We start from the raw sequence: 20,991 nt of genomic DNA, 5'->3' as shown, positions 1-20,991 counted from the left end.
TCCCGGTCATCGGTCGGCGTAGAGCGCCCGCTCGAACTCGTCGCAGGCCCGCACCACGGGTGGGTCCACGAACGGCAGGCACTGGGTGTAGAACGCGGCGGTGAGGCGGGCGGCGGGGTCCACCCAGAAGTAGGTGTTGAACGCCCCGGCCCACCCGCCGCTGCCGGCCCGGCGCATCGCGGGCCGGCCGTGGGCGCGCAGGAACAGGCCCCAACCCCAGGTGTGGCCCGGGCCGGCCAGGAAGTCGCTGCTCCAGGCCGGGTCGGCGGTGTGGATCCGGGCCGGGAACGACATCGGGCCGATCTGGTTGGTGAACGCCTCCCGCACCGTGGACACGCGCAGGATCGGCGCGCCGCCGTCCAGCAGCATGCGCTGGAACCGCAGGAAGTCCCGCGGCGTGGAGTACAGGCCGTGTCCCGCCGGCCAGTGGTCCGGGCGCGGATCCCAGTCGAAGTCCGTGGCCGTCCATCCGCCGCCGCCGTCCCGGACGTGCACGGGCACGCAACGGGCCCGCTGCTCACCATTCAGCCGGAACGCCGTCGCCGTCATGCCGAGCGGGGCGAAGACGCGCGCGGCCAGGTGGTCGTCCAGCGACTGACCGCTGGCCGCCTGCACGACCCGGCCCAACCAGTCGGTCGCGATGCCGTACTCGAACCTACGGCCGGGATCCGCGACCAACGGCGTGGTGAAGAGGCCACCGTGCCCGGCCCCCGCCCAGCGCCGCAGATCGGCGTTCCAGAACCCGTAGGCCAACCCGGCCGTGTGGGTGACCAGCTGGCGTACGGTCGCCCGGGTCGCCGGCGGACGCAGGATCGGCCGGTCGTCGGCGAAGCCGTCGAGCACGAGGAGGTCGGCGAAGTCGGGGCAGTAGGTGTCGACCGGCGCGGCGAAATCGAGACCGCCGCTGTCTCGCAACGCGAGGGCCGCGACGGTACAGACGATCTTGGTCATGGACGCGATCCGGAAGACGCTGTCGACGCTGACCGGCTCGTCCGACCCCACCGTGCGCGGTCCGGCCGCCCCTTCGTAGACGACGCCGTCGTAATCGGCCGCGATCCCGACGACCATGGGCGCCGCGCCGCCGTCGACGGCCGCGCGCAACGCCGCATCGACGCGCCGGCTCATGACCGGCGTGCCCAGAACTCGAGTGCGACGTTGTCCGGATCGCGGAAGGACAGGCCGTGGCCCAGAGCGTCGTCCGCGATGCCGCCGTGCGGTATGCCCAGCTCGTCCAGCCGCGTCCGGAGCCCGCTCAGCTCGGCGCGGTCGGCGCAGGCGAACCCGATGTGGTCGAGACCGGGACGCAGCTCGTCGAAGCGCGCGCCGGAGTCGGTGCCCCGATGCGCGTGCAACGCCAGGACGGCGCCGCTCGGCAACGCGAAGACTGTGTGGTGGAAGCCCTGGTGGTGGCCGGGCAGCGCCGGCACGTCCTCGTCCAGCACCGGGTCGGCGCCCAGCAACAGGCGGTACCAGTCCCGGCTGGCGTCGAGGTCCGTGACAGTGAGCGCGACGTGGTGGAACGCGGCGGGAAACGAGGTCATCGGGTGGCTCCCGTGTGTCGAGGCGAATGGTTCGCCGTCGATCGTCACCGCGGTCGCGCCCCGTCCGCTTCGGTAGGAACACCCGCCCCGCGGACGCGGACCTACCCGCTCAACCTCGCCGAATACCCAGCCAGTTGGGCCCGCCGCCGGCTGCCGGTCTTGGCGAGCAGGCTGGCCACGTGTTTCTCGACCGTGCGCGGTGACAGGTGCAGTCGCGCCGCCAGCTCGCGGTTGGTGAGGCCCTCGACGACCAGCGCCAGTACGTCGGCCTCCCGGGCCGTCACCCCTAACGCGCGCAGGTCGGCGGGCACGGCGCCAGCGGTGCGGGCGGTACGCGGTACCGGCGCGCCGGCGCCGCGCAGCAGGGCCCGGCAGCCGGCCGCGACGTTCCCGTGTCCGGCGGCCGCGAAGAACGCCGCCGCCTCGCGCAGCCAGCGCACCGGCGCCCCCCAACCGTCGGCCAGCGCCGCCTCGGCCGCCAACCGGCGCGCGTACTGCCTGTGCCACTCCACCAGTGGTCCCATCTCCGCGTCGGCGGCGTGGAACGCGGTCTCGGCCCGCGCGGCGTGACCCGACCGGCCCAGGAGCACCGCCTCGGCGTAACCGAGGAGGCTGGCGACGAGCTGGTGGCGGATGGCCGCCGACGCGCGGGCGGTGTCCGCCTCCATCCGGGCGGTCGCCGCGTCGCCATCCACCGCCAGCAGCAGGATCCGCAGCCCCAGGAACGGCGGCGCCACCGTCGCCGGAGAGCTGCGCAGGAGCCGGGCGCCGGTGGTCATCTCGGCCAGCGCCCGCCCGCGGTCCTCCGCCAGCAACGAGGCGGTCGCCCGGCAATGGCCCCAGGCGCTCCCCCGCACGTCGAGATCGTCTGGCGCCAGGGCCGACGCCTCAGCCAGGCACGCCGCCATCTCGTCGGCGCGGCCGCGCTGCGCGTGGGCGGCGGCCGCCTGCACCAGCGCCATCGGCAGGGTCGCCAGGCGCAACGACCGGGACGCGTCGACGCTGCGGCTGGCGGCGGCCAGCCCTTCGTCGGCGCGGAACTGTTTGACCAGGCCCGCCGCGATCTGCAGGTCCAGGGTCGCGACCAAGGCCAGGGCGCCGACCTCGACTGCCAGGCCGCGAGCCGCCAGGAGCTCGTCGACGCTCTCGGTGCGCAGCTGCGCCACGGTGCCGAGCTCGTGCAGGGCGCGCAACCGCCACAGCCGCAGGCCGTGTGCCGTGGCCACGGCGAGCTCGCGGGCGAACGCCGCCTCGGCCCCGCGCAGGTCACGCTGGCGGGCGACCCGCCCGACGACCTCCAGCGCCTCGCAGGCGAGCTCGGCCAGCCCAGCTCTTTCGGCCACCGCCAGGGCGGTCGCGGCCAGCCGGCCGGCGTCGTCGAGGCGGCCCTGGCCCAGGGCGACCTGCGCCTCGAGGGCATCGACGCGGGCCGCCAGGTGGGGCTCCACGCCCGCGAGGCCGCGCGCCGCGGCGAGGTGCTCGACCGCCAGCGGCCAACGACCCGCGGCCACGCCCGCACGCGCCAGCCGCAGATGCAGCGCGGCGACGCGCGGGCCGGACCGCACGTCCAGGCGGGCCAGCAGGCGCTGGCCGAGGTCGAGGGCCAGGTCGACCTGGCCGGTCAGGGCGAACACCTCGGTCAGGGCGTCGTCGACCGGTATCCGCGTCGTCGGGTCGTCGACCAGCTCACCGGCCCGGCGCAGCGTCGCCTCGGCCGAGGCCAACGCCCCCGCGGCGACCGCCCGGCGGCCGACCTCGACCAGCAGCTCCGCCGCCCTCGGTCGGTCGCCGGCGGCCTCGGCCAGCTCGGCGGCCAGCTCGCACCGGAAGCCGGTCAGCTCGGGATCGATCCGCAGGAGGGTGGCCAGCGCCTGTGCGGCCAGGGTCGCGCGCTCGGGTGGCAACAGGTCGGCGAGCACCGCGTCGCGGGTCAACGCGTGCCGAAACCGGAAAGCGCCACCGTCCGCCGTCACCAACTGCGCGGCGACGGCCGGGCGCAGGAGGGCCGCGACCTCGGCGGCGGGCCGGCCGGTGAGGGCGGGCAGCAGTGACCAGTCGACCTCGCGTCCGAGCACGGCGGCGGCACGCAGCACCTCGCCGGCCGGGGTCGCCAGACCGGCGACCCGGCGCCGCACGCCGTCGGCGAAGCTCCGGGGCGGGCCGCCGCCCGGCCGGCCGGTCATCACCCAGCACCCGTCCCGCTCGACCAGGACGCCGGCCCCGACCAGGCCGGCCAGCAGCTCCTCGACCAGGAAGGGCAGGCCGTCGGCCCGCTCGACCAGGAACTCGGTCACCTCGGCGGGCAGCGCCGCGGCGGCGAGAGCTGTCCGGGCCAGCTCGGCGACCGCCGCCGCGGGCAACCCGCCGAGCTCGATCACCGTCGCCGCCCGCCGGTCGACCAGCCTGTCCACCAGCTCGCGACCGGCGCCGGCGCTCTCCGGACGCAGGGTGCCCAGACAGACGGTCCGCTCGTCGGCGACGTTGTCGGCCAGGTACTCCAGCACCGCCAGCGACTCCGCGTCCGCCCAGTGCAGGTCCTCGAGGACGAGCAGGCAACCCCGCCCGCCGCCGCCGAGCGCGCGGATCAGGCGCAGCAGCCCTTCGCCGAGCAGCACCGGCGAGGCGGTTTCCGGTGCGGGATCGGCGGGGAGCCACTGCGGCACCAACCGGCCCAGCACCGGGCGGAACCCGTGCAGGTCGCCGGCGTCGATCTCGCCACGCCCGCGCAGCGCGCCCAGCACCGCCTCGGCCAGTGGCCGCAAGGCCGGCGGGACTCCACCCGCCACGGACCGTCCGGACAGGACGGTCAGGCCGCTCGACCGGGCGAGCCGGGCAGCCTCGCGTGCCAGCCGCGACTTGCCGACGCCGGGCTCGCCCATCACGAAGAAGGCGCCGCCGTGGCCGTCGGCCGCGGCGCGAAGACCGGCATGCAGGACGTCGACCTCCGCGTCCCGCCCCACCAGCACCGGGCAGAGCACCTGTCGCATCCCGTCAGTATCCCGGCCCGTACCGCCGAAGGAACGGTCCGCCGGCGCGCAGTGGTCGGCCGGCCACACCCGTACTGCTGGACTTCGTCAGCGGTAAAATCGGTAGATATGCGCATGGAGTCGACAGGCCCAGGGCGCTCCGGGTCGTCGCTGTCGTATCGGTGGCTCGCCCGCGCCGCGTTCGTGGCGGTCGCCGCCGCGTTCGCGGTGCCCGTGCTCGTCGCGGGGCTGCGTGGCAGCGTCGCGATGCTGCTGATCACGGTGGGCTGCCTGGTCGCCACCGTCGCGGCGATCTGGTGGTTCCTCACCAACGCCGGCGTGCTGCGCTGGCTCGCCGCGGTCCTGCTGCTCGGCGCGCCGGCCGCGGTGCTGGTGGTCTTCGCGTCGCATCGGCTCGTCTGGGTCGCCGCCGTGTCGGCGGGGCTACTGATGCTGGCCGGCGGCTTGGGCCGGCGCGCACTGACCCGAGCGACGCGGGCCCCCCGCGAGTTCCTCGTGCCACCGCCAAGACGACCGTTCCTGATCATGAATCCACGCTCGGGCGGCGGCAAGGTCGGCCGCTTCGACCTCGTGCGACGGGCCGAGGCCCTGGGCGCCGAGGTGGCGGTGCTCGACGGCAGCGCGGTCGACGTCGAGGCGCTGGCCCGCGATGCCGTCCGACGCGGTGCGGACCTGCTCGGCGTGGCGGGGGGCGACGGCACGCAGGCGATCGTGGCCGGCGTCGCGGCCGCGTACGACCTGCCGTTCCTGGTCATTTCGGCCGGCACCCGCAACCACTTCGCGCTCGACCTCGGCCTCGACCGCGACGACCCGGCCACGTGCCTCGACGCGCTGACCGACGGCGTCGAGGTCCGCGTCGACCTGGGCGCGATCGGCGGCCGAACCTTCGTCAACAACGCCTCGTTCGGCGTGTACGCGGCCATCGTGCAGAGCGACGCGTACCGGGCCGACAAGGCCGGCACCGCCCTCGCCCTCCTGCCCGACCTGCTGGCCGCGCACTCGGGTCCGCGGTTGTGCCTCCGCGTCGGCGACACGGTCTGCCCGGCGCCGCAGGCGATCCTGGTGAGCAACAACCCGTACACGGTGGACGATGTGGCGGGCCTCGGCCACCGCCCGCGGCTGGACCGGGGGAAGCTCGGCGTCCTCGCGCTGACGGTCGACTCGACCCTCGACGCGGTGCGCCTGCTGCGGGGCCGCGACTCGGCGTCGGTGACCCTGCTGACCGCCCGCGAGGCCGTCGTCTCGGCCGACGCGGCCGAGGTCCCGGTCGGCGTCGACGGCGAAGCCCTGCTCCTGCCGGCACCGCTGCGGTGCCGCATCCGCCCGGCCGCCCTGCGGGTCCGGGTCCCCCGCCACCGCCCGGGCGCCCCCGCCGCCCGCGCCGCGCTCGACTGGGTCGCCCTGATCCGCACGGCACTGCCCTTCGGCAACCGCGACAACCCCTGAGCCGATCCGAACCTCGACCGACCGAAGCCGCTGTCGCGAAAGACCACAAGCAAGACCGCCTCTCGCGGCGAAGGCGGGAGGCGGTCTTCAGTTGGCGCCGAAGCTACGCGCAGGCGGTCTTGATCTTCGTTACGACGCCGTCCAGGGCGGCCTGGGCCTCCGGACCGGTCGCCTCGTTGTCGTCGGCGTTCATGTCGGTGACGGTCTTGGCCGCGTCGGTCAGGGCGGTCTTCACCGTGGCGTCGACGTCCTGGCCCGCCAGCGCGGTGAGCTTCTCGCCCCACGCCTTCAGATCGCCGCGCATCTTGGTTTCGAGCTCGGTGCCCTTGGCCTCCATGGCCTTGTCGTCAGGGTTCTTCGTGTACTCGAGGATCAGCTTCTGCATCTCCTCCATGCCGCTGCCGAACGCCTTCGCGCCCGACTCGCTGGCCGCGATCGCTTCCTGGCAGGCGGCCTGGGTCGCGGCCGACGCGCCGGCGGTGGTGGCGGCCGCCGACGGCGACGCGCCGCCGGCGGCGGTGTCCCCGTCGGACGATCCGCAGGCCGCCGCGCCCAGGGCGACGACCGAAACCAGAACGACAGTGGCGATACTTCGCCGCATGCTTGCTCCTCGATAAAGGGGGGGTGAGCGCCGCATGCTATCTGATCTTGACGACTACGCGCAGACGTTCTTGATCTTCGTCGGGATGCTGTCGAGGGCGGAGACGTTCTGCGCCAGGCTCGGCGTGTTCAGCTTCTCGATGGTGGCGGCGGCCTCGGTCAGCACCGTTCGCACGTCGCTGTCGATGTCCTTGGCGGCCAGGACCGTGAGCTGGTACGCCCACCACGTCATCGTGTCGTCCACCGCCTTCTCGACCGGCGCGGCCTCGGCGCCGCCCGCGGTGGCCAGCTTCGCCAGCGAGTCGTCGACCTCCTTGCGGCGGGCCTCGCTGTCCGCGATCGCCGCGTCGCAGGCCGCCACCGTCGTGACCTCCACGTCGTCGACCGGCGCCGAGGCGGCCGCGCCCGACGGATCCACCGCGGCACCGTCGCCGTCCGAGCCGCACGCGGCGGCGCCAAGGCCGACGAGTCCGAGCATGACCACCGTGGCGAGACCGCGCCGCATTACCGCTCCTAAATAGTGGGACACCTGAGCGGCTGCGACACTAACCGATCTTGAGCGGAGGCCGACCGGAGGGCCGCGCGGCGCGTGACCGACGCCACGCCCTGAGCTGCGGAAACTAGGCCGGCGTGACGACCGCGGCTGTGCCGTAGGCCACGATCTCGGACAGCCCGTTGCCGATGTCGGACGAGTCGAACCGCACCCCGACCACCGCGTTGCCACCGACTTCGTGGGCGTGCGCCACCAGCCGCTCGAAAGCGGTGTGCCGGGCCGCGTCGACCACCGACGTATATTCGGAGACCTCGCCCTGCCGCAGCGCCTTGAGCCCGCCGGTCACCCCGCGGACCACACCGACGCTGCGCACGATGATTCCCCAAGCTATGCCGAGCGTGCGCTCGACGCGGTACCCCGGCACCTCGAACGTGGTCGAGGCGAGAAACTCGGACGTCGTCATGGTTCCCATCCTTGTGCCCGCAGAGCAGCGATATGACCGTTTCCGGCCACGCCGCGGCAGGTCCGGAGCCGCGCCTGGGGCACCCGCGCCGCATGACATCCGAGCAGGCTGACGGCCACGACGACCGTGGCCGCGCCGGCGCGGTTCAGGCCGGCGCGGCCGTCAGCGGGACGATGTCGTAGCGCGCGCCGACCAGCTCCTCCGACCGCGACCACAGCCGCGCCGCAGCCACCGGGGAACGGGACCTCCGGCTCGTCCGCACCACCGTGGGATGGCCTGTGCGACCGAACAACCCGTCCGGCCCCACACACCCGCCACCCGGCACGTCGGCGACCGTCGCCGCGTACAGGATTGGCAGCGCGCCCATCCGCGGGCTCTGCGCCGGCCCGCCGGCCAGGATCCGGCCCGACAGCGACGTGTCCCGCCGCTGCCCCTCGGTGGCGGCGACACCCGGATGCGCCGCCACCGACATCGTCCGTCGACCGGCCGCGACCAGCCGCCGCTGGAGCTCATAGGCGAAGAGCAGATTGGCCAGCTTGGACTGGGCGTACGCGGACCACCGCCGGTAGCGCCGCCGCTGCCACTGCAGGTCGTCGTCGATCCGGCCGAGCACGTGCAGGCCGCTGGTCACGGTGACGACGCGGTCGCGTACCCGGTTGATCAGCAGCCCGGTGAGCAGGAACGGCCCGAGGTGGTTGACGCCGATGTGCCGCTCGAACCCGTCCGCCGTCACGCCCCACGGCACGGCCAGCACCCCCGCGTTGTTGACCAGCACGTCGACCGGCCCGAGCCCGCCGGCGAACGACCGCACGGACGAAAGGTCGCTCAGGTCGAGCGCCCGCACCACGGTCCGGCCGTCGATCCCGGACGCGACCGAACGTGCCTTCGCGACGTCGCGGCACGCCATCACCACCGTCGCGCCGGCGCCGGCCAGGACGCGAGTGACCTCCAGCCCGAGACCGCCGTTGGCCCCGGTGACGACCACCGTCCGCCCACGCTGGTCCGGCACGTCCCCGGCATCCCACCCGCTCATGCCGGCACCCCGACCACGGTGCGCAACGTCTCCGCGAGGGGTGTCGCGCACGACACCATCCGGTCGCCGCAGGGCCGCAGCGATCCGCGTTCCTCGGCGTCGTAGAGGGCGACCAGCTCACCGACGAGCGTCGGCGGCACACCCGCCCCGCGCAGCGCATCGGCCCAGCCGGCCCGCGGCACGGTGACCAACGACAGGGCCCGGCCGAGCACCGCGCCCAGCGCCGCCGCCACCTCGCGCTCGGTATAACGCGGCGCCGCCAGGTCGACGACCTCGCTCGCCGCCGGTGGCGACACGAGGGCCCGTGCGACAACAGCACCGACGTCGCGCGTCGCCACCATCGGCGTCGGCACGTCGGCGGACCCGAACACGGGATAGATCCCGCCGGCCGCCGCGCCGAGGACGGCCGAGACCTTCTCCTGGAAGTGCGGCGAGCGCAGCGCGGTCACCCGTGCGCCGGTCGCCCGCAGCCCGTTCTCCAGATGGTGCAGCCAGCGGATCGGGCCGGTCCCGTCGGGCTGGTCGGCGCCGACCGACGAGAGCGCCACCACATGCGGCACCCCACTGGCCTCGACCGCCGCCGCGATGGAGTCCGCCATCCGCCGATGCCCCGCGTCGTCCAACGCCGGATCCGTCGGCAGCAGGACGAATGCGCCGTCGCAGCCCGCGAAGGCGGCCGCCAACGCGCGCCGGTCCATGAAATCCGCGCCGCCCGGGCCTCTGGTCACGGCGCGCACCCGCTCCCCGACGGCCCGCAGCGCGCGGACGGTCGCTCCCCCGACATGTCCCGTGATACCAGTGATCGCATACATGCCTTCAGTGAACGGCCGGCCGGCGAGACGATCCATGTTTGTCCGGCTCGTTCGCCTGTCAGACCGTCTACGCTGTCAGGGCATGGACCCGCTGGGAGACCTGCTCGACGGCGTCCGGGCCCGCAGCGCCGCGTTCTGCCAGGCCGTCCTGGAGCCGCCGTGGGCGCTCCGGATCGCCGACCGCGCGCCGCTCGCCCTGGCCACGCCCCTGCGCGGGCACGCCTGGGTCGTCCCCGACGGCGCCGAGCCGACCCTTGTCCACACCGGCGACGTCGTGATCGTGCGCGGGCCCGAGCCCTACACCGTGGCCGACCGGCCCGACACCCGTCCGTCCCTTGTGGTCCACCCGGACAACCGGCTGACCGACGAGGACGGTCAGGACGTCACCGCGGCGTTCCGCCTCAGCACGAACACCAGCGCGCTCGGTCCCCGCGCCGGCCCGGCCGCCCGCGCGCCGCACACCCAATCGGTCGTCGCCAGCGGCACCTACCAGGTCTCGGCCCATGTCAACCGGCGGCTGCTCGACACGCTGCCCACCGTGCTGCGGGTCCCCCGGGAGGACGTGCGGTCCGAGCCGGTGCTGGACCTGCTGGCGGCCGAGGTGAGCCGCGACGAGCCGGGCCAGCAGGTGGTCCTCGACCGGCTGCTGGACCTCGCCCTCGTCGCCACGCTGCGCGCCTGGTTCGCCCGGCCCGGCGCCGACCCGCCCGGGTGGTACAAGGCCCACGGCGATCCGCTCGTCGGACCGGCGCTGCGGGTGATCCACGACGATCCGGCCCGGCCCTGGACGGTGGCGACGCTGGCCGCCGCCACGGGCGCGTCCCGGGCGGCGTTCGCGCGCCGGTTCACCGCGCTCGTCGGGCAGCCGCCGATGACCTATCTGACGCACTGGCGCCTGGACCTGGCGGCCGAGGCGCTGCGCAACACCGACGCGACGGTCAGCGCGATCGCCCGCGAGGTCGGCTACGCCAACGCGTTCGCGCTGAGCGTGGCGTTCAAACGCGTGCGCGGCGCCACCCCACGGCAGCACCGCGCCGCGCCGTCGGCTCAGCAGCGTGGGACGCCGGGGATGAACCCGTTGTGACCCGTGTTGACGAAGGTGTCGGAGACCCAGCGGCCCGTGCCGATCCGGTTCCAGACGTTGCTCGTGCCGAACGTGCCGGTCACGGTCGTGCCGGTCGCCTGGCACCAGACCGTCACCCGCGCCCCGTCGGCCACCGAGCCGACCACCGCGTAGCCCGTGCCCGGTCCACCCCGGACGTTCAGGTTGGTCGACGCCGTGTCGACCGTCCCGCTGCCCGTGCCGGTGACGCCGTTGACGAGCTGCATGTAGTAGGTCCAGTTCCAGTGTGGACCGGGGTCGGTGTGGGTGGCGCCGGGCACCTCGCGGTGGGCGATGATGTGCGCCCGGTCGCGCGGAATGCCATATTTCGTGGTCAGGTTGCGGGTCAGCGTGGCCGACGCCCGGTACATCGCGTCGGTGAACCACGCCGGGTTGTCGACGAAGCCCTCGTGCTCGATGCCGATCGACCGTGTGTTGTAGTCCCAGTTGCCGGCGTGCCAGCCGATGTCCTTCTCCCGCACCGACTGCGTCACCGCCCCGTCGGACGACCGGAACGTGTAGTGCGCGCTGACCTTCGAGGCGGGGTTCTGGAACCAGGAGATGCTCCCGGCGTACGACCCCTGCGTCACGTGGATGACCACGAAGTCGATCGGGTAGCTGCTCTCCCGGCTGGAGACGGTGAAGTTGGCGCTGTTGGCCGGCGCCCACGCGGCCGGCGGGTAGTCGGCACTGAGCACCCCCACGTCGCCCGATCCCCAGGCCGGCACCCGGGCGAGCTTGCCGCGGTCCGGCGCCACCGGCCGGGCCGAGACGCTCAGCGGGCCCTCGAACCCGGTGGCCAGCTGGTCGTAGACGGTGTCGGCGAACAGCCGCGCCACCGTGTCGTCGACCGCGCCGGCGAACCGTGCGACGGCCGGATACCACCGGTCGAGGTCGGCCCGGGCGGCCGCGTCGAGCCCGGCGGAGTCGGCGTAGGAGCGCAGCACCGCGGCCGCGCCGGCGACGTTGGCCGGTGAGCTGGTGCGCAGCGCGGCCCGGGACAGCCCGGTCAGCGCGGACGCCTCGGACAGGGTGCGCGAAACCCCGTTGTCGGCGAGCTGCATCATGCCGTGGCCGCCGGACCGCCCGGCCGCCCGTTCGTCCAACCTGGACTGGGCATAACCCAACGACACCAGCAGATCACGGGGTACGTCGTAGCGCGCGGCCGCGGCGGTGAAGGCGGCGGACGGCGTGCGGTCGGCGGCGGCGGACGGAGCGGCCGGCGCGGCGGCGACGAGGGCCACGGCCAGCACCAGCGAGAGCAACGGACGGCGGACCATGCGCGAACCGTACATGGTGATGAACTTCGATGTAAAGTAGATTCACCAAGCCCTAAGGAAGTGAAAGTTTTCTTCAGCAGCGCGGCACGCCCGGGATGAATCCCGGATGCCCGGTCTTCAGGTAGCTGTGCGCCACCCACCGGTTGGTGCCGATCCGGTCCCAGACGGTGCTCGTGCCGTAGGTGCCGGTCACCCTGCTCCCGGCGCGCTGGCACCAGATGGTCGCCTTGGCGCCCTTGGCCACCGTGCCCACCACCGGGTGGCCGGTGCCGGGCCCGCCGCGCACGTTGAGCCGCGCACCGGCCGTGCCCGTGCCCTTGCCCCAGACCCCGTTGACCAGCTGCAGGTAGTAGGTCCAGTTCCAGTGCGGCCCGGGGTCGGTGTGGTCGGCGCCGGGCACCTCGCGGTGGGCGACGATGTGCGCCCGGTCCCGCGGGATCTTGTACTTCCGGGTCAGCGCCCGGGTCAGCGCGGCGGACTCCCGGTACATGGCGTCGGTGAACCACGCCGGGTTGTCGACGAACCCCTCGTGCTCGATGCCGATCGACCGGGCGTTGTAGTCCTTGTTGCCGGCGTGCCAGGCGATGTCCTTCTCGCGCACCGACTGCGCCAGCGCGCCGTCCGTCGAGCGCACCGTGTAGTGGGCGCTCACCTCCGACCGCGGGTTCTTGAACCAGGCGAGGGTCCCGGCGTACGCACCCTGCGTGACGTGGATGACGACGAAGTCGATCGGGTGGCTCTTCTCCCGGTCCGCGACCGCGAAGTTGTCCTTGTGCGCCGGCGACCACACCGCCTCAGGGTGGTCGGGACTGCGCGGGCCGGCGCTGCCCCAGGCGGGCACGTCGGCGAGCCGCCCGCGCACCGGCGCCACCGCCCGGGGCGCCAGCCGGGGCGGCCCGGCGAACCCGGCGGCCAGGTGGTCGAAGACCGTGTCGGCGTAGAGGCGGGCGATCCCGTCGTCGACGGCGCCGGCGAACCGGGCGACCGCCACGTACCACCGGTTGGCGTCGGACCGGGCCGCCCGGTCGAGCCCTTCCTGGTCGGCGTAGGAGCGCAGCACCGCGGCGGCGCCGGACGCGTTGGCCACCGCGCCACCGCACAGCTCGGCCCGGGACAGCCCGGTCAGCGCCGTCGCCTCGGGCAGCGTGCGGGTGGCGCCGTCGTCGGTCAGCTGCATCACTCCACAAGCGCCGGTGCGCCCGGCGGCCCGCTGGTCCAACCGGGACTGCGCCCAACCGAGCGCCACCAACACGTCCCGGGGCACGCCGTAGCGGGCGGACGCGGCCGAGAACGCCGAATCGAGCGACGAGTTGGGGCCGGTGGCCGCGGCCGGTCCGGCCGCGCCGAGCACCAGCGCGGCCGCGGTCACCACAGCGACCAAGGCAGGACGGACCATCGCGACGATTCCTTTCCGGGGGCGCGGATGTCGATCCGCCGATGCCACATGTGCCGGATAAGGCTTTCACGTCAACGCTGCTAGGGTCGCCGTTATGCGGAGAATCGTCGCGCAGCTGTTCATTTCGCTCGACGGCGTCGTCGAGGCGCCCGACCAGTGGCACTTCCCCTACTTCAACGACGAGATGGGCCGGGCGGTCGGCGAGACGCTCAGCGCCTGCGACACGTACCTGATCGGGCGCAAGACCTATGACAGCTTCGCAGGGGCGTGGCCCGACCGCGAGCTGGCCGGCGAGGAGGACGCCGAGATGGCGAAGACCCTCGGCGACACCCGGAAGATCGTGGTCTCACGGCAGCCGCTGGAGTTCACCTGGCGCAACTCGGAGCTGCTCGGCGGCGACCTGATCCAGGCCGTCACCGCGCTCAAGAACGAGCCGGGCGGCGCCATCGGCATGTCGGGCTCGGTCTCGGTCGTCCGGCAGCTGCTCGCCGCCGGCCTGCTCGACGAGCTGCACCTGCTCGTGCACCCGATCGTGGTCGGCACGGGCATGAAGCTGTTCGCCGACGGGGAGCAGCCGATCCCGCTCACCCTCAACCGCGCGGACACCTTCAAGACCGGCGTGCTGAACCTCTTCTACAGCCCGGCCGCCGAGCAGCCACAGGGGACCTACGAGGACGCGAAGAAGGCGCTCTAGCCCTTCCTGCGGCCGAGGGCCGGCGGGAGGAGGTCGCGGGAGCCGGTCTGCAGCGTCCACGTGACGAGGTGCCGGATGACCAGCACGATGCCGGCCGACAACGCCCGCAGGTAGCTCGGGTCGGCGGCCAGGTGCAGCAGGCCCGCGGCGGTGAGGAAGTCGAGCAGGACCGCCAGCGCGGCCAGCGGGCGGCGGCCGTTCGCCAGCGTCGCCGCCGCCGCGACGATGCCCATCGCTCCCACGACCGCGCCGGCGGCGTCGGTCAACGCGCCCAGGGTCACGGGCCCGCCGGCCGGTCGTGCTGGCCGGCGGTCAGCTGGCGGCGCTCCTCCTCGATCTCCCGCCGCAGCGTCCAGTTGAGCGCCGTGCGGATCGTCGCGATCGCCGCGAGCTGGCCGATCTCGTTGAACGACGGTGAGACCGCGGTGCGCAGGATGTCGCCGGCGAGCTGGAACTCCAGTCCCAGCGCGAGAAAGCGGCCGAGGTCGAGCCGAACGAGCACGAACGACGCCGTGGTGCGATCGCGCGCCGCGAGCCACAGGAGACGGCCGAACGCGTACAGCGCGCCGGCGCCGATGACGATCGCGCCACCCGCCTCGACGATCGTCACGAGCACGTTGACGGCGTCGTCGACCCGCTCCTGCACGCTCACCCGTCAACCTACTCATCGGGCCACGCGGTCCCGCCGGCATCCGGCGTTCCAGTCACCCGGATGGGTGATCTTCAGCTGACCGGCCCGCGGCCGTCCTCGGGCAGCAGCACCCGGAACGTCGCGCCGCCGCCCGGCGTGGGGTGCAGCTCGACGCGCCCGCCGTGGCCGGTGACGATCGCGGCCACGATGGACAGACCGAGTCCGGCGCCGCCGCTGCGCCGGTTGCGGCTGGGATCGGCACGGTAGAGCCGTTCGAACACCCGATCCGCGTGCTCCGCCGGCACGCCCGGCCCGCCGTCGGCCACCTCCAGCACGGCCAGCGGCCGGTCCGTCGGCACCTCACCGACGGCGGCGACAGCGGACGCCGCCGCGGCGCACCGGCCCACCCGCACCACCACCTCGGCCGGCGCGCCGGTGTGCCGCAGCGCGTTGGCCACCAGGTTGGTGGCGACCTGGCGCAACCCGGGCCCGTCGCCGAGCACGGTGACGGGCTCGAAGGGCGCATCGTCACCCTCGAGCGCCGCCAGCCGCACCGGACGGTCCGGCTCCCGGGCGTACGCGTCGCGGATCGTGTCGGCCGCGATCGCCAGCAGGTCCACCGGCCGGCGTTCGGGCGTCCGTTGCAGGTCCAGCCGGGCCAGCAGCAGCAGGTCCTCCACCAACAGCCCCATCCGGGCCGCCTCGGCCTCGATCCGCGCCATCATCTCGTCGAGCACCGGCCCGGGCGCCGCTCCCCCGCGCCGGTAGAGCTCGGCGAAGCCGCGGATGGAGGTGAGCGGCGTACGCAGCTCGTGCGAGGCGTCCGCGACGAACTGCCGCAGCCGGCGCTCCGAGGTCGTCCGCGCCGACACCTCGGCCTCGATCCGGTCGAGCATCGAGTTGAGCGCGATGCCCAGGCGGCCGGGCTCGGTGTGCGGGTCGGCGTCGCCCACCCGCAGCGACAGGTCGCCGGCGGTGATCGCGGCCGACGTGCGCTCCATCCGGGTCAGCGGGCGCAGGCCCATCCGCACCACCAGTGCGGCCACCGCCGCCAGCAACGCGAGCACGACCAGCATCACCGCGACGTCGATGGCCAGCAGGAGGTCACCGGTGCCCTCGACGGCCTTGAGCGAGACGCCCGAGACGGCCAGCGTGCCATCCCGGCGGTCGACCACCAGCAGCCGCCACGACATCGTGCCGTCCACCGAGCGCACGGTGAACGGCTCGCCGCCGGCCCGGGCCACGAGCTCCTGCCGCGCCGGCAGGGCGGGCGGCGGCACTCCGTCGGCCACGACCAGCAGCGGGGTGCCGCCGTCGGTGGGGACCAGCGCGACGGCCCGGTCGGCGTCGAACCGCCCACGCGGGAACATCGGGTTCGAGGTTGGCGCCACCGCGTCCCACGTGCGCCGCTCCACCGCCGCCTGCCCCATCGCCCGCAGCTGCTCGTCGACCCGGTCGGTGAGGTTGCGGCGCAGCAGGCCGAGCCCGATCGCGTTGGCGACGAGCAGGGCGAACGCGCTCAGCGTCGCGATCGCGAGCACCAGCCGGGCCCGCAGGGTCCAGTGCCGCCAGCGCCGCGGCATCCGGGTCAGACGAGGCCGCACACCGTATCTATTACGGGTCGATGCTCAAAAGTGGCTGGGAGCGGGCTAAGAGAAAGCTGTGACAATCTTACGTTCGTCGATGCGCTGTGGCGGTGACCACAGAGGACACAAGACCACCCACGGGCCACGTGCGTCACGGACCATTGTGGATGCTGCCGATCCGGACGTCCGGCGACGGCGGGCGGGTTAGCCTGACATACGTGATCCGGCCCGGCCGCCACCGAGCCCGCCGGAAACCGGCCGAGACCTCGCACGTACCCCAGATTCGGGCAAAAGAATGAGCGATTCTCGGGTTTAAAGCGATTGGCCGTAGCCCTTTCGGAGGTCCCGTGCTTGACTGACGGTGAGAGAGGGCGAATCCGAATATTCAGACATAGCCGTTAGTTACGTGTCTATCCCCCGGTTGGGGCCTTCATCCTTTTGTTGGCCTTGAGGCGCGCTCCGAGCGGTGACTGCCATCAGCGATTCGCCAGGTTGCACGCTGTTGGGGGGCTAGAAAGCTGTGGCTGGAATTCGAGGAATTCTCAGCAGACAGAACATCGTGGTCCAGATGATCGCCGAGTTCCTGGGCACGATGATTCTGCTGCTCTTCGGTATCGGTGTCGTTGCCCAGGTGGTTGCTGGTGGCTCCGCCCTCGGCGACCACGACAGCATCTCGTGGGCATGGGGCTTCGGTGTGGTGCTGGGTGTCTATACGGCGGCACGGATCAGTGGTGCCCACCTGAACCCGGCGGTGACGATCGCGTTGGCGGCGTTCCGCAAGTTCCCGTGGAAGAGTGTGGTGCCGTTCATCTTCGCCCAGGTCCTCGGCGCGTTCTGCGGCGCGCTGCTCGTGCGCTGGGCGTACAACTCGGTACTGCACAACTTCGACCCGGGGCTGACGGCCAAGTCCCAGGGCGTCTTCTCCACCCTGCCCGGTAACGGCACGTTGCCGGTCAGCCTGTGGGGCGGCTTCCTGGACCAGGTCATCGGCACCGCGATCCTGGTGTTCCTGATCTTCGTGCTGACCGACCGGCTCAACGACCCGCCGCTGTCGAACCTGACGCCGTTCATCGTCGGTCTGGTCGTGGTCGCGATCGGCATGGCATGGGGCACGAACGCCGGTTACGCCATCAACCCGGCCCGTGACTTCGGGCCTCGATTGGCGTCCTACATCACCGGATACGAAACAGCGTGGCGAGATCAGTACAACCAGCTCTATTGGTGGGTACCCATCGCCGCGCCGATCATCGGCGGCCTCATCGGTGGCCTGATCTACGTGGTGTTCATCGGCCGTGTCCTGCCGTTCCTGCAGACGACCGCTCCGCCTCCCGGCCGCGCCGGGGTGGAAGAGGTTCCGGTCGACGCCGTCGGTGGCAGCGAGGCCGGTGGCGGCCGGGGCGGCACGCCGACCGGCGAGTCCGGCCCGATCGAGCGTGGTTCCGGGGGCGCGATTCCCGGTTCCGGAGGGAGAGACACCGGCACCGGCCGGCGCTTCGATCCCGGCACAGGACGAATCGATCCGGGTACCGGGCGAGATCCGGGTGCTGGACCGACGGATCCGGGGCCAGGCACAGATCCACTGCGGTAGGCGACCGGACCCACGAACCCGGGAGGAAACACTGAGATGGCGGATTACGTAGGCGCTATCGACCAAGGCACGACAAGCACACGGTTCATGATTTTCGACCACGAGGGGCGCGAGGTCGGGCGCCACCAGCTGGAGCACGAGCAGATCCTGCCGCAGGCCGGCTGGGTCGAGCACGACCCGCTGGAGATCTGGCAGCGCACCCAGGAGGTGATCACCACGGCGATGTCCCGGCAGAACCTGTCGGCCAGCGACCTCGCCGCGGTGGGCATCACCAACCAGCGCGAGACGACCGTGGTGTGGAACCGCCGAACGGGGCGGCCCTACTACAACGCGATCGTCTGGCAGGACACCCGTACCGACCGGATCGCCTCCGCGCTCGACCGCGACGGCCGGGGCGACGTGATCCGGCGCAAGGCCGGTCTCCCGCCGGCGACGTACTTCTCCGGCGGGAAGATCCAGTGGATTCTGGAGAACGTCGACGGGGTCCGCGAGGCCGCGGAGAACGGCGAGGCCATGTTCGGCAACACCGACGCATGGGTGCTGTGGAACCTCACCGGCGGGCGTGACGGCGGGCTGCACATCACCGACGTCACCAACGCCAGCCGGACGATGCTGATGAACCTCGAGACGCTCGACTGGGACGACGAGCTGCTCTCGTTCTTCAACATCCCGCGGCAGATGCTGCCCGAGATCCGACCGTCGTCGGACCCGAACCTTTACGGGATGACGAAGTCCAGCGGCCCGTTCCGGGGCGAGGTGGCGCTGCCCGCGTCGCTCGGCGACCAGCAGGCGGCCACGGTCGGCCAGGTCTGCTTCGCCGTCGGCGAGGCGAAGAACACCTACGGCACAGGCAACTTCCTGTTGCTCAACACCGGCAACGAGGTGGTCCGGTCGAAGGCCGGCCTGATCACCACGGTCTGCTACAAGTTCGGCGACACGGACCCGGTGTACGCGCTGGAGGGCTCGATCGCCGTGACCGGCTCGGCCGTGCAGTGGCTGCGCGACCAGCTCGGCATCATCCGCAACGCCGCGGAGAGCGAGACCCTGGCGCGCAGTGTCCGCGACAACGGGGGTGTCTACTTCGTACCCGCGTTCTCCGGCCTGTTCGCTCCATATTGGAGGTCCGACGCGCGTGGCGCGATCGTCGGCCTGTCGCGGTTCAACACGGCCGGCCACCTCGCCCGGGCGACGCTGGAGTCGATCTCCTACCAGTCCAAGGACGTGGTGGAAGCGGCACAGAAGGACTCCGGGGTCACGCTGGACATCCTCAAGGTCGACGGCGGCATCACCGCCAACGACCTGGCGATGCAGATGCAGGCCGACATCCTGGGCGTGCCGGTGAGCCGGCCGGTGGTCGCCGAGACCACCGCGCTGGGCGCCGCGTACGCGGCCGGTCTGGCGGTGAAGTACTGGAACTCCGTCGAGGAGCTGCGGGCGCACTGGCACGAGGACCGGCGGTGGACGCCCGAGTGGTCCGACCAGCAACGCGACGAGGGTTACAAGATGTGGAAGAAGGCCGTCGACCGCACGATGGGCTGGGTCGAGGTCGACTGAGGTACCGACCGGGGCGTCGCAGGCGTACGCGCGTGCGGCGCCCCATCGCATGAGAGCAGGAGGTTGCCGTGGAGGCCGTGGCCCTTTCCGCAGCACAACGAAACCGGGCCCTCGCCGGAATGGCGGAGCGCGAGCTCGACATCCTGGTGGTGGGCGGCGGCGTCGTCGGCGCCGGCTGCGCCCTCGACGCGGTGACCCGCGGCCTGTCGACCGGCCTGGTCGAGGCCCGCGACTGGGCGTCGGGCACGTCGAGCCGGTCCAGCAAGCTGATGCACGGCGGGCTGCGCTACCTGGAGCAGTTCGAGTTCGGCCTGGTCGCCGAGTCGCTGCGGGAGCGCGGGCTGCTCCTGCAACGGATCGCGCCGCACCTGGTGCACCCCGTGCAGTTCCTCTACCCGCTCAAGCACCGGATCTGGGAGCGCCCGTACGTCGGCAGCGGCCTGATCCTCTACGACACCATGGGCATCACGTCGGGCACCGCCCGCGGCCTTCCGCACCACAAGCACCTCAGCCGCCGCGGCGCGCTCAAGGTGGCGCCGGGGCTCAAGAAGTCGGCGCTCGTCGGCGCCGTGCAGTACTACGACGGCCAGGTCGACGACGCACGGCACACCATGATGGTCGTACGCACGGCGGCCAGCTACGGCGCGCTGGTGGCCAACCGCGCGCGCGTGGTCGACTACCTGCGCGAGGGCGACCAGGTCGTCGGCGCGCTGGTCGAGGACCTGATGACGGGGGCCACCCACCGGATCCGGGCCAAGCAGGTCATCAACTCGACCGGCGTCTGGACCGACGACACGCAGCAGCTGGCCGACACGCAGGGCCAGTTCCACGTGCGTACGTCCAAGGGTGTGCACTTCACCGTGCCGCGCGACCGGATCCAGCTCGACACGGGGCTGATCCTGCGCACGGAGAAGAGCGTGCTGTTCGTCATCCCGTGGGGCCGGCACTGGCTGATCGGCACGACGGACACGGACTGGGAGCTCGACAAGGCGCGGCCGGCGGCCACCGCCACCGACATCGAATATCTGCTGGAGCACGTCAACCGGGTGCTGGTGAACCCACTGACGGAGGCCGACATCGAGGGCGTCTACGTGGGCCTGCGGCCGCTGGTCGCCGGAGCCGCCGAGTCGAGCGCAAAGCTGTCCCGCGACCACTCGGTGGCCCGCCCGGTCCCCGGGATGGTGGTGGTGGCCGGCGGCAAGTACACCACCTATCGCAAGATGGCCGAGGACACTGTGGACGAGGCCGTCCGCGGGCTCGAGCAGGAGAACGTGCCTGACTCGCCGACCAAGGACATCCCGCTGCTCGGGGCCGACGGCTACAAGGCGCTCTGGAACCAGCGGCACGAGCTGGCCGAGGTCTGGGGCCTGCACGTCCACCGGATCGAGCACCTGCTCAACCGCTACGGCTCGTTGATCTTCGAGGTGCTGCGGCTGATCGCGCAGGACCGTGGGCTGGCCGAACCGCTCGACGGCGCCGACGACTACCTGCGGGCCGAGGTCGTCTACGGCGCCAGCCACGAGGGAGCGATGCACCTCGACGACGTGCTGTCGCGGCGCACCCGGGCGTACTTCGAGACGTTCTCGCGCGGCGTGCGCGCGGCGCCGGACGCGGCCCGGCTGATGGGCTCGGTGCTGGGTTGGACGGAGGCCGACGTCGACCGCGAGGTGGCGGCCTACGAGCAGGCCATCGAGGCCGACCGCAAGGCGCAGGAGGCCAGCGACGACGAGACGGCCGAGGCCGCCCGCCTCGTCGCCGTCGACCTGGGCTGAGCAGTGACGAGGG

Annotated in this window: 18 protein-coding genes and 1 pseudogene; 6 read left to right on the top strand and 13 right to left on the bottom strand. The window is 72.8% G+C overall.

What is annotated here, in order from left to right:
• Nucleotides 1-6: 6 nt before the first annotated feature.
• The 3 genes from O7635_RS28880 to O7635_RS28870 all read right to left on the bottom strand — a co-directional run bounded on the left by O7635_RS28880 (nt 7) and on the right by O7635_RS28870 (nt 4,528).
• Nucleotides 7-1,125: a serine hydrolase domain-containing protein gene (locus O7635_RS28880; RefSeq protein ID WP_278083639.1), complete on the bottom strand. Its 1,119-nt coding sequence runs from the start codon at nt 1,123-1,125 to the stop codon at nt 7-9.
• Complete coding sequence (locus tag O7635_RS28875; protein ID WP_278083638.1) at nt 1,122-1,541, bottom strand: VOC family protein; 420 nt, start codon at nt 1,539-1,541, stop codon at nt 1,122-1,124. Before O7635_RS28875 ends, O7635_RS28880 begins: the two co-directional genes overlap by 4 nt.
• A 101-nt stretch (nt 1,542-1,642) precedes the next feature.
• Nucleotides 1,643-4,528, bottom strand: a complete 2,886-nt coding sequence (locus tag O7635_RS28870) for an AAA family ATPase (RefSeq protein WP_278083637.1) — start codon at nt 4,526-4,528, stop codon at nt 1,643-1,645.
• Between the two features lie 108 nt (nt 4,529-4,636).
• On the opposite strand from O7635_RS28870, the gene O7635_RS28865 reads away from it, so the two are divergent.
• Nucleotides 4,637-5,974 (top strand): diacylglycerol kinase family protein, encoded by a 1,338-nt coding sequence (locus O7635_RS28865; RefSeq protein ID WP_278083636.1) that lies wholly within the window; start codon nt 4,637-4,639, stop codon nt 5,972-5,974.
• A gap of 103 nt (nt 5,975-6,077) precedes the next feature.
• Here O7635_RS28865 and O7635_RS28860 read toward each other — a convergent pair whose 3' ends face one another.
• The 5 genes from O7635_RS28860 to O7635_RS28840 all read right to left on the bottom strand — a co-directional run bounded on the left by O7635_RS28860 (nt 6,078) and on the right by O7635_RS28840 (nt 9,375).
• Nucleotides 6,078-6,575 (bottom strand): hypothetical protein, encoded by a 498-nt coding sequence (locus O7635_RS28860; protein WP_278083635.1) that lies wholly within the window; start codon nt 6,573-6,575, stop codon nt 6,078-6,080.
• A gap of 54 nt (nt 6,576-6,629) precedes the next feature.
• Nucleotides 6,630-7,079, bottom strand: coding sequence for a hypothetical protein (locus O7635_RS28855; RefSeq protein ID WP_278083634.1), 450 nt, complete (start codon nt 7,077-7,079; stop codon nt 6,630-6,632).
• Nucleotides 7,080-7,194: 115 nt separating this feature from the next.
• Nucleotides 7,195-7,530: a heavy metal-binding domain-containing protein gene (locus tag O7635_RS28850; protein WP_278083633.1), complete on the bottom strand. Its 336-nt coding sequence runs from the start codon at nt 7,528-7,530 to the stop codon at nt 7,195-7,197.
• A 145-nt stretch (nt 7,531-7,675) separates the two neighbouring features.
• Nucleotides 7,676-8,563, bottom strand: a complete 888-nt coding sequence (locus tag O7635_RS28845; RefSeq protein WP_278083632.1) for an oxidoreductase — start codon at nt 8,561-8,563, stop codon at nt 7,676-7,678.
• Nucleotides 8,560-9,375, bottom strand: a complete 816-nt coding sequence (locus O7635_RS28840) for an NmrA family NAD(P)-binding protein (RefSeq protein WP_278083631.1) — start codon at nt 9,373-9,375, stop codon at nt 8,560-8,562. The genes O7635_RS28845 and O7635_RS28840 overlap by 4 nt, the downstream gene beginning before the upstream one ends.
• Before the next feature lie 82 nt (nt 9,376-9,457).
• Between O7635_RS28840 and O7635_RS28835 the strand changes: the two genes are divergently transcribed.
• Entirely contained in the window at nt 9,458-10,459 is a 1,002-nt protein-coding gene (locus tag O7635_RS28835; protein WP_278083630.1) for an AraC family transcriptional regulator, read from the top strand.
• Here the strand turns inward: O7635_RS28835 and O7635_RS28830 are convergent.
• Nucleotides 10,423-11,757, bottom strand: coding sequence for an N-acetylmuramoyl-L-alanine amidase (locus O7635_RS28830; protein WP_278083629.1), 1,335 nt, complete (start codon nt 11,755-11,757; stop codon nt 10,423-10,425). The two genes, O7635_RS28835 and O7635_RS28830, sit on opposite strands and share 37 nt — an antisense overlap.
• 73 nt (nt 11,758-11,830) lie before the next feature.
• Nucleotides 11,831-13,153, bottom strand: coding sequence for an N-acetylmuramoyl-L-alanine amidase (locus O7635_RS28825; RefSeq protein WP_278083628.1), 1,323 nt, complete (start codon nt 13,151-13,153; stop codon nt 11,831-11,833).
• Between the two features lie 94 nt (nt 13,154-13,247).
• Here O7635_RS28825 and O7635_RS28820 point away from each other — a divergent pair, with 94 nt between their 5' ends.
• Nucleotides 13,248-13,847 (top strand): dihydrofolate reductase family protein, encoded by a 600-nt coding sequence (locus tag O7635_RS28820; protein WP_278083627.1) that lies wholly within the window; start codon nt 13,248-13,250, stop codon nt 13,845-13,847.
• Here O7635_RS28820 and O7635_RS28815 read toward each other — a convergent pair.
• The 3 genes from O7635_RS28815 to O7635_RS28805 all read right to left on the bottom strand — a co-directional run bounded on the left by O7635_RS28815 (nt 13,844) and on the right by O7635_RS28805 (nt 16,061).
• Entirely contained in the window at nt 13,844-14,113 is a 270-nt protein-coding gene (locus O7635_RS28815; RefSeq protein WP_278083626.1) for a hypothetical protein, read from the bottom strand. The two genes, O7635_RS28820 and O7635_RS28815, sit on opposite strands and share 4 nt — an antisense overlap.
• An 11-nt stretch (nt 14,114-14,124) precedes the next feature.
• Nucleotides 14,125-14,499 carry a DUF1622 domain-containing protein gene (locus O7635_RS28810; RefSeq protein WP_278083625.1) on the bottom strand — a complete coding sequence of 125 codons (375 nt, stop codon included), beginning with the start codon at nt 14,497-14,499 and terminating at the stop codon, nt 14,125-14,127.
• Between the two features lie 71 nt (nt 14,500-14,570).
• Nucleotides 14,571-16,061 (bottom strand): HAMP domain-containing sensor histidine kinase, encoded by a 1,491-nt coding sequence (locus O7635_RS28805; RefSeq protein WP_278085592.1) that lies wholly within the window; start codon nt 16,059-16,061, stop codon nt 14,571-14,573.
• 541 nt (nt 16,062-16,602) lie between these two features.
• Between O7635_RS28805 and O7635_RS28800 the strand changes: the two are divergent.
• The 3 genes and pseudogenes from O7635_RS28800 to O7635_RS28790 all read left to right on the top strand — a co-directional run.
• Nucleotides 16,603-17,367, top strand: a pseudogene (locus tag O7635_RS28800) (MIP/aquaporin family protein); the annotation flags it as partial.
• A gap of 321 nt (nt 17,368-17,688) precedes the next feature.
• Nucleotides 17,689-19,206, top strand: a complete 1,518-nt coding sequence (gene glpK / locus O7635_RS28795) for a glycerol kinase GlpK (protein ID WP_278083624.1) — start codon at nt 17,689-17,691, stop codon at nt 19,204-19,206.
• 68 nt (nt 19,207-19,274) lie between these two features.
• Nucleotides 19,275-20,978, top strand: a complete 1,704-nt coding sequence (locus tag O7635_RS28790; protein WP_278083623.1) for a glycerol-3-phosphate dehydrogenase/oxidase — start codon at nt 19,275-19,277, stop codon at nt 20,976-20,978.
• Nucleotides 20,979-20,991: the final 13 nt, after the last annotated feature.

Origin of the sequence: Asanoa sp. WMMD1127 (assembly GCF_029626225.1) — a bacterium.
Lineage (GTDB): Bacteria > Actinomycetota > Actinomycetes > Mycobacteriales > Micromonosporaceae > Asanoa.
This window is presented reverse-complemented; position numbering and strand designations above follow the sequence as displayed.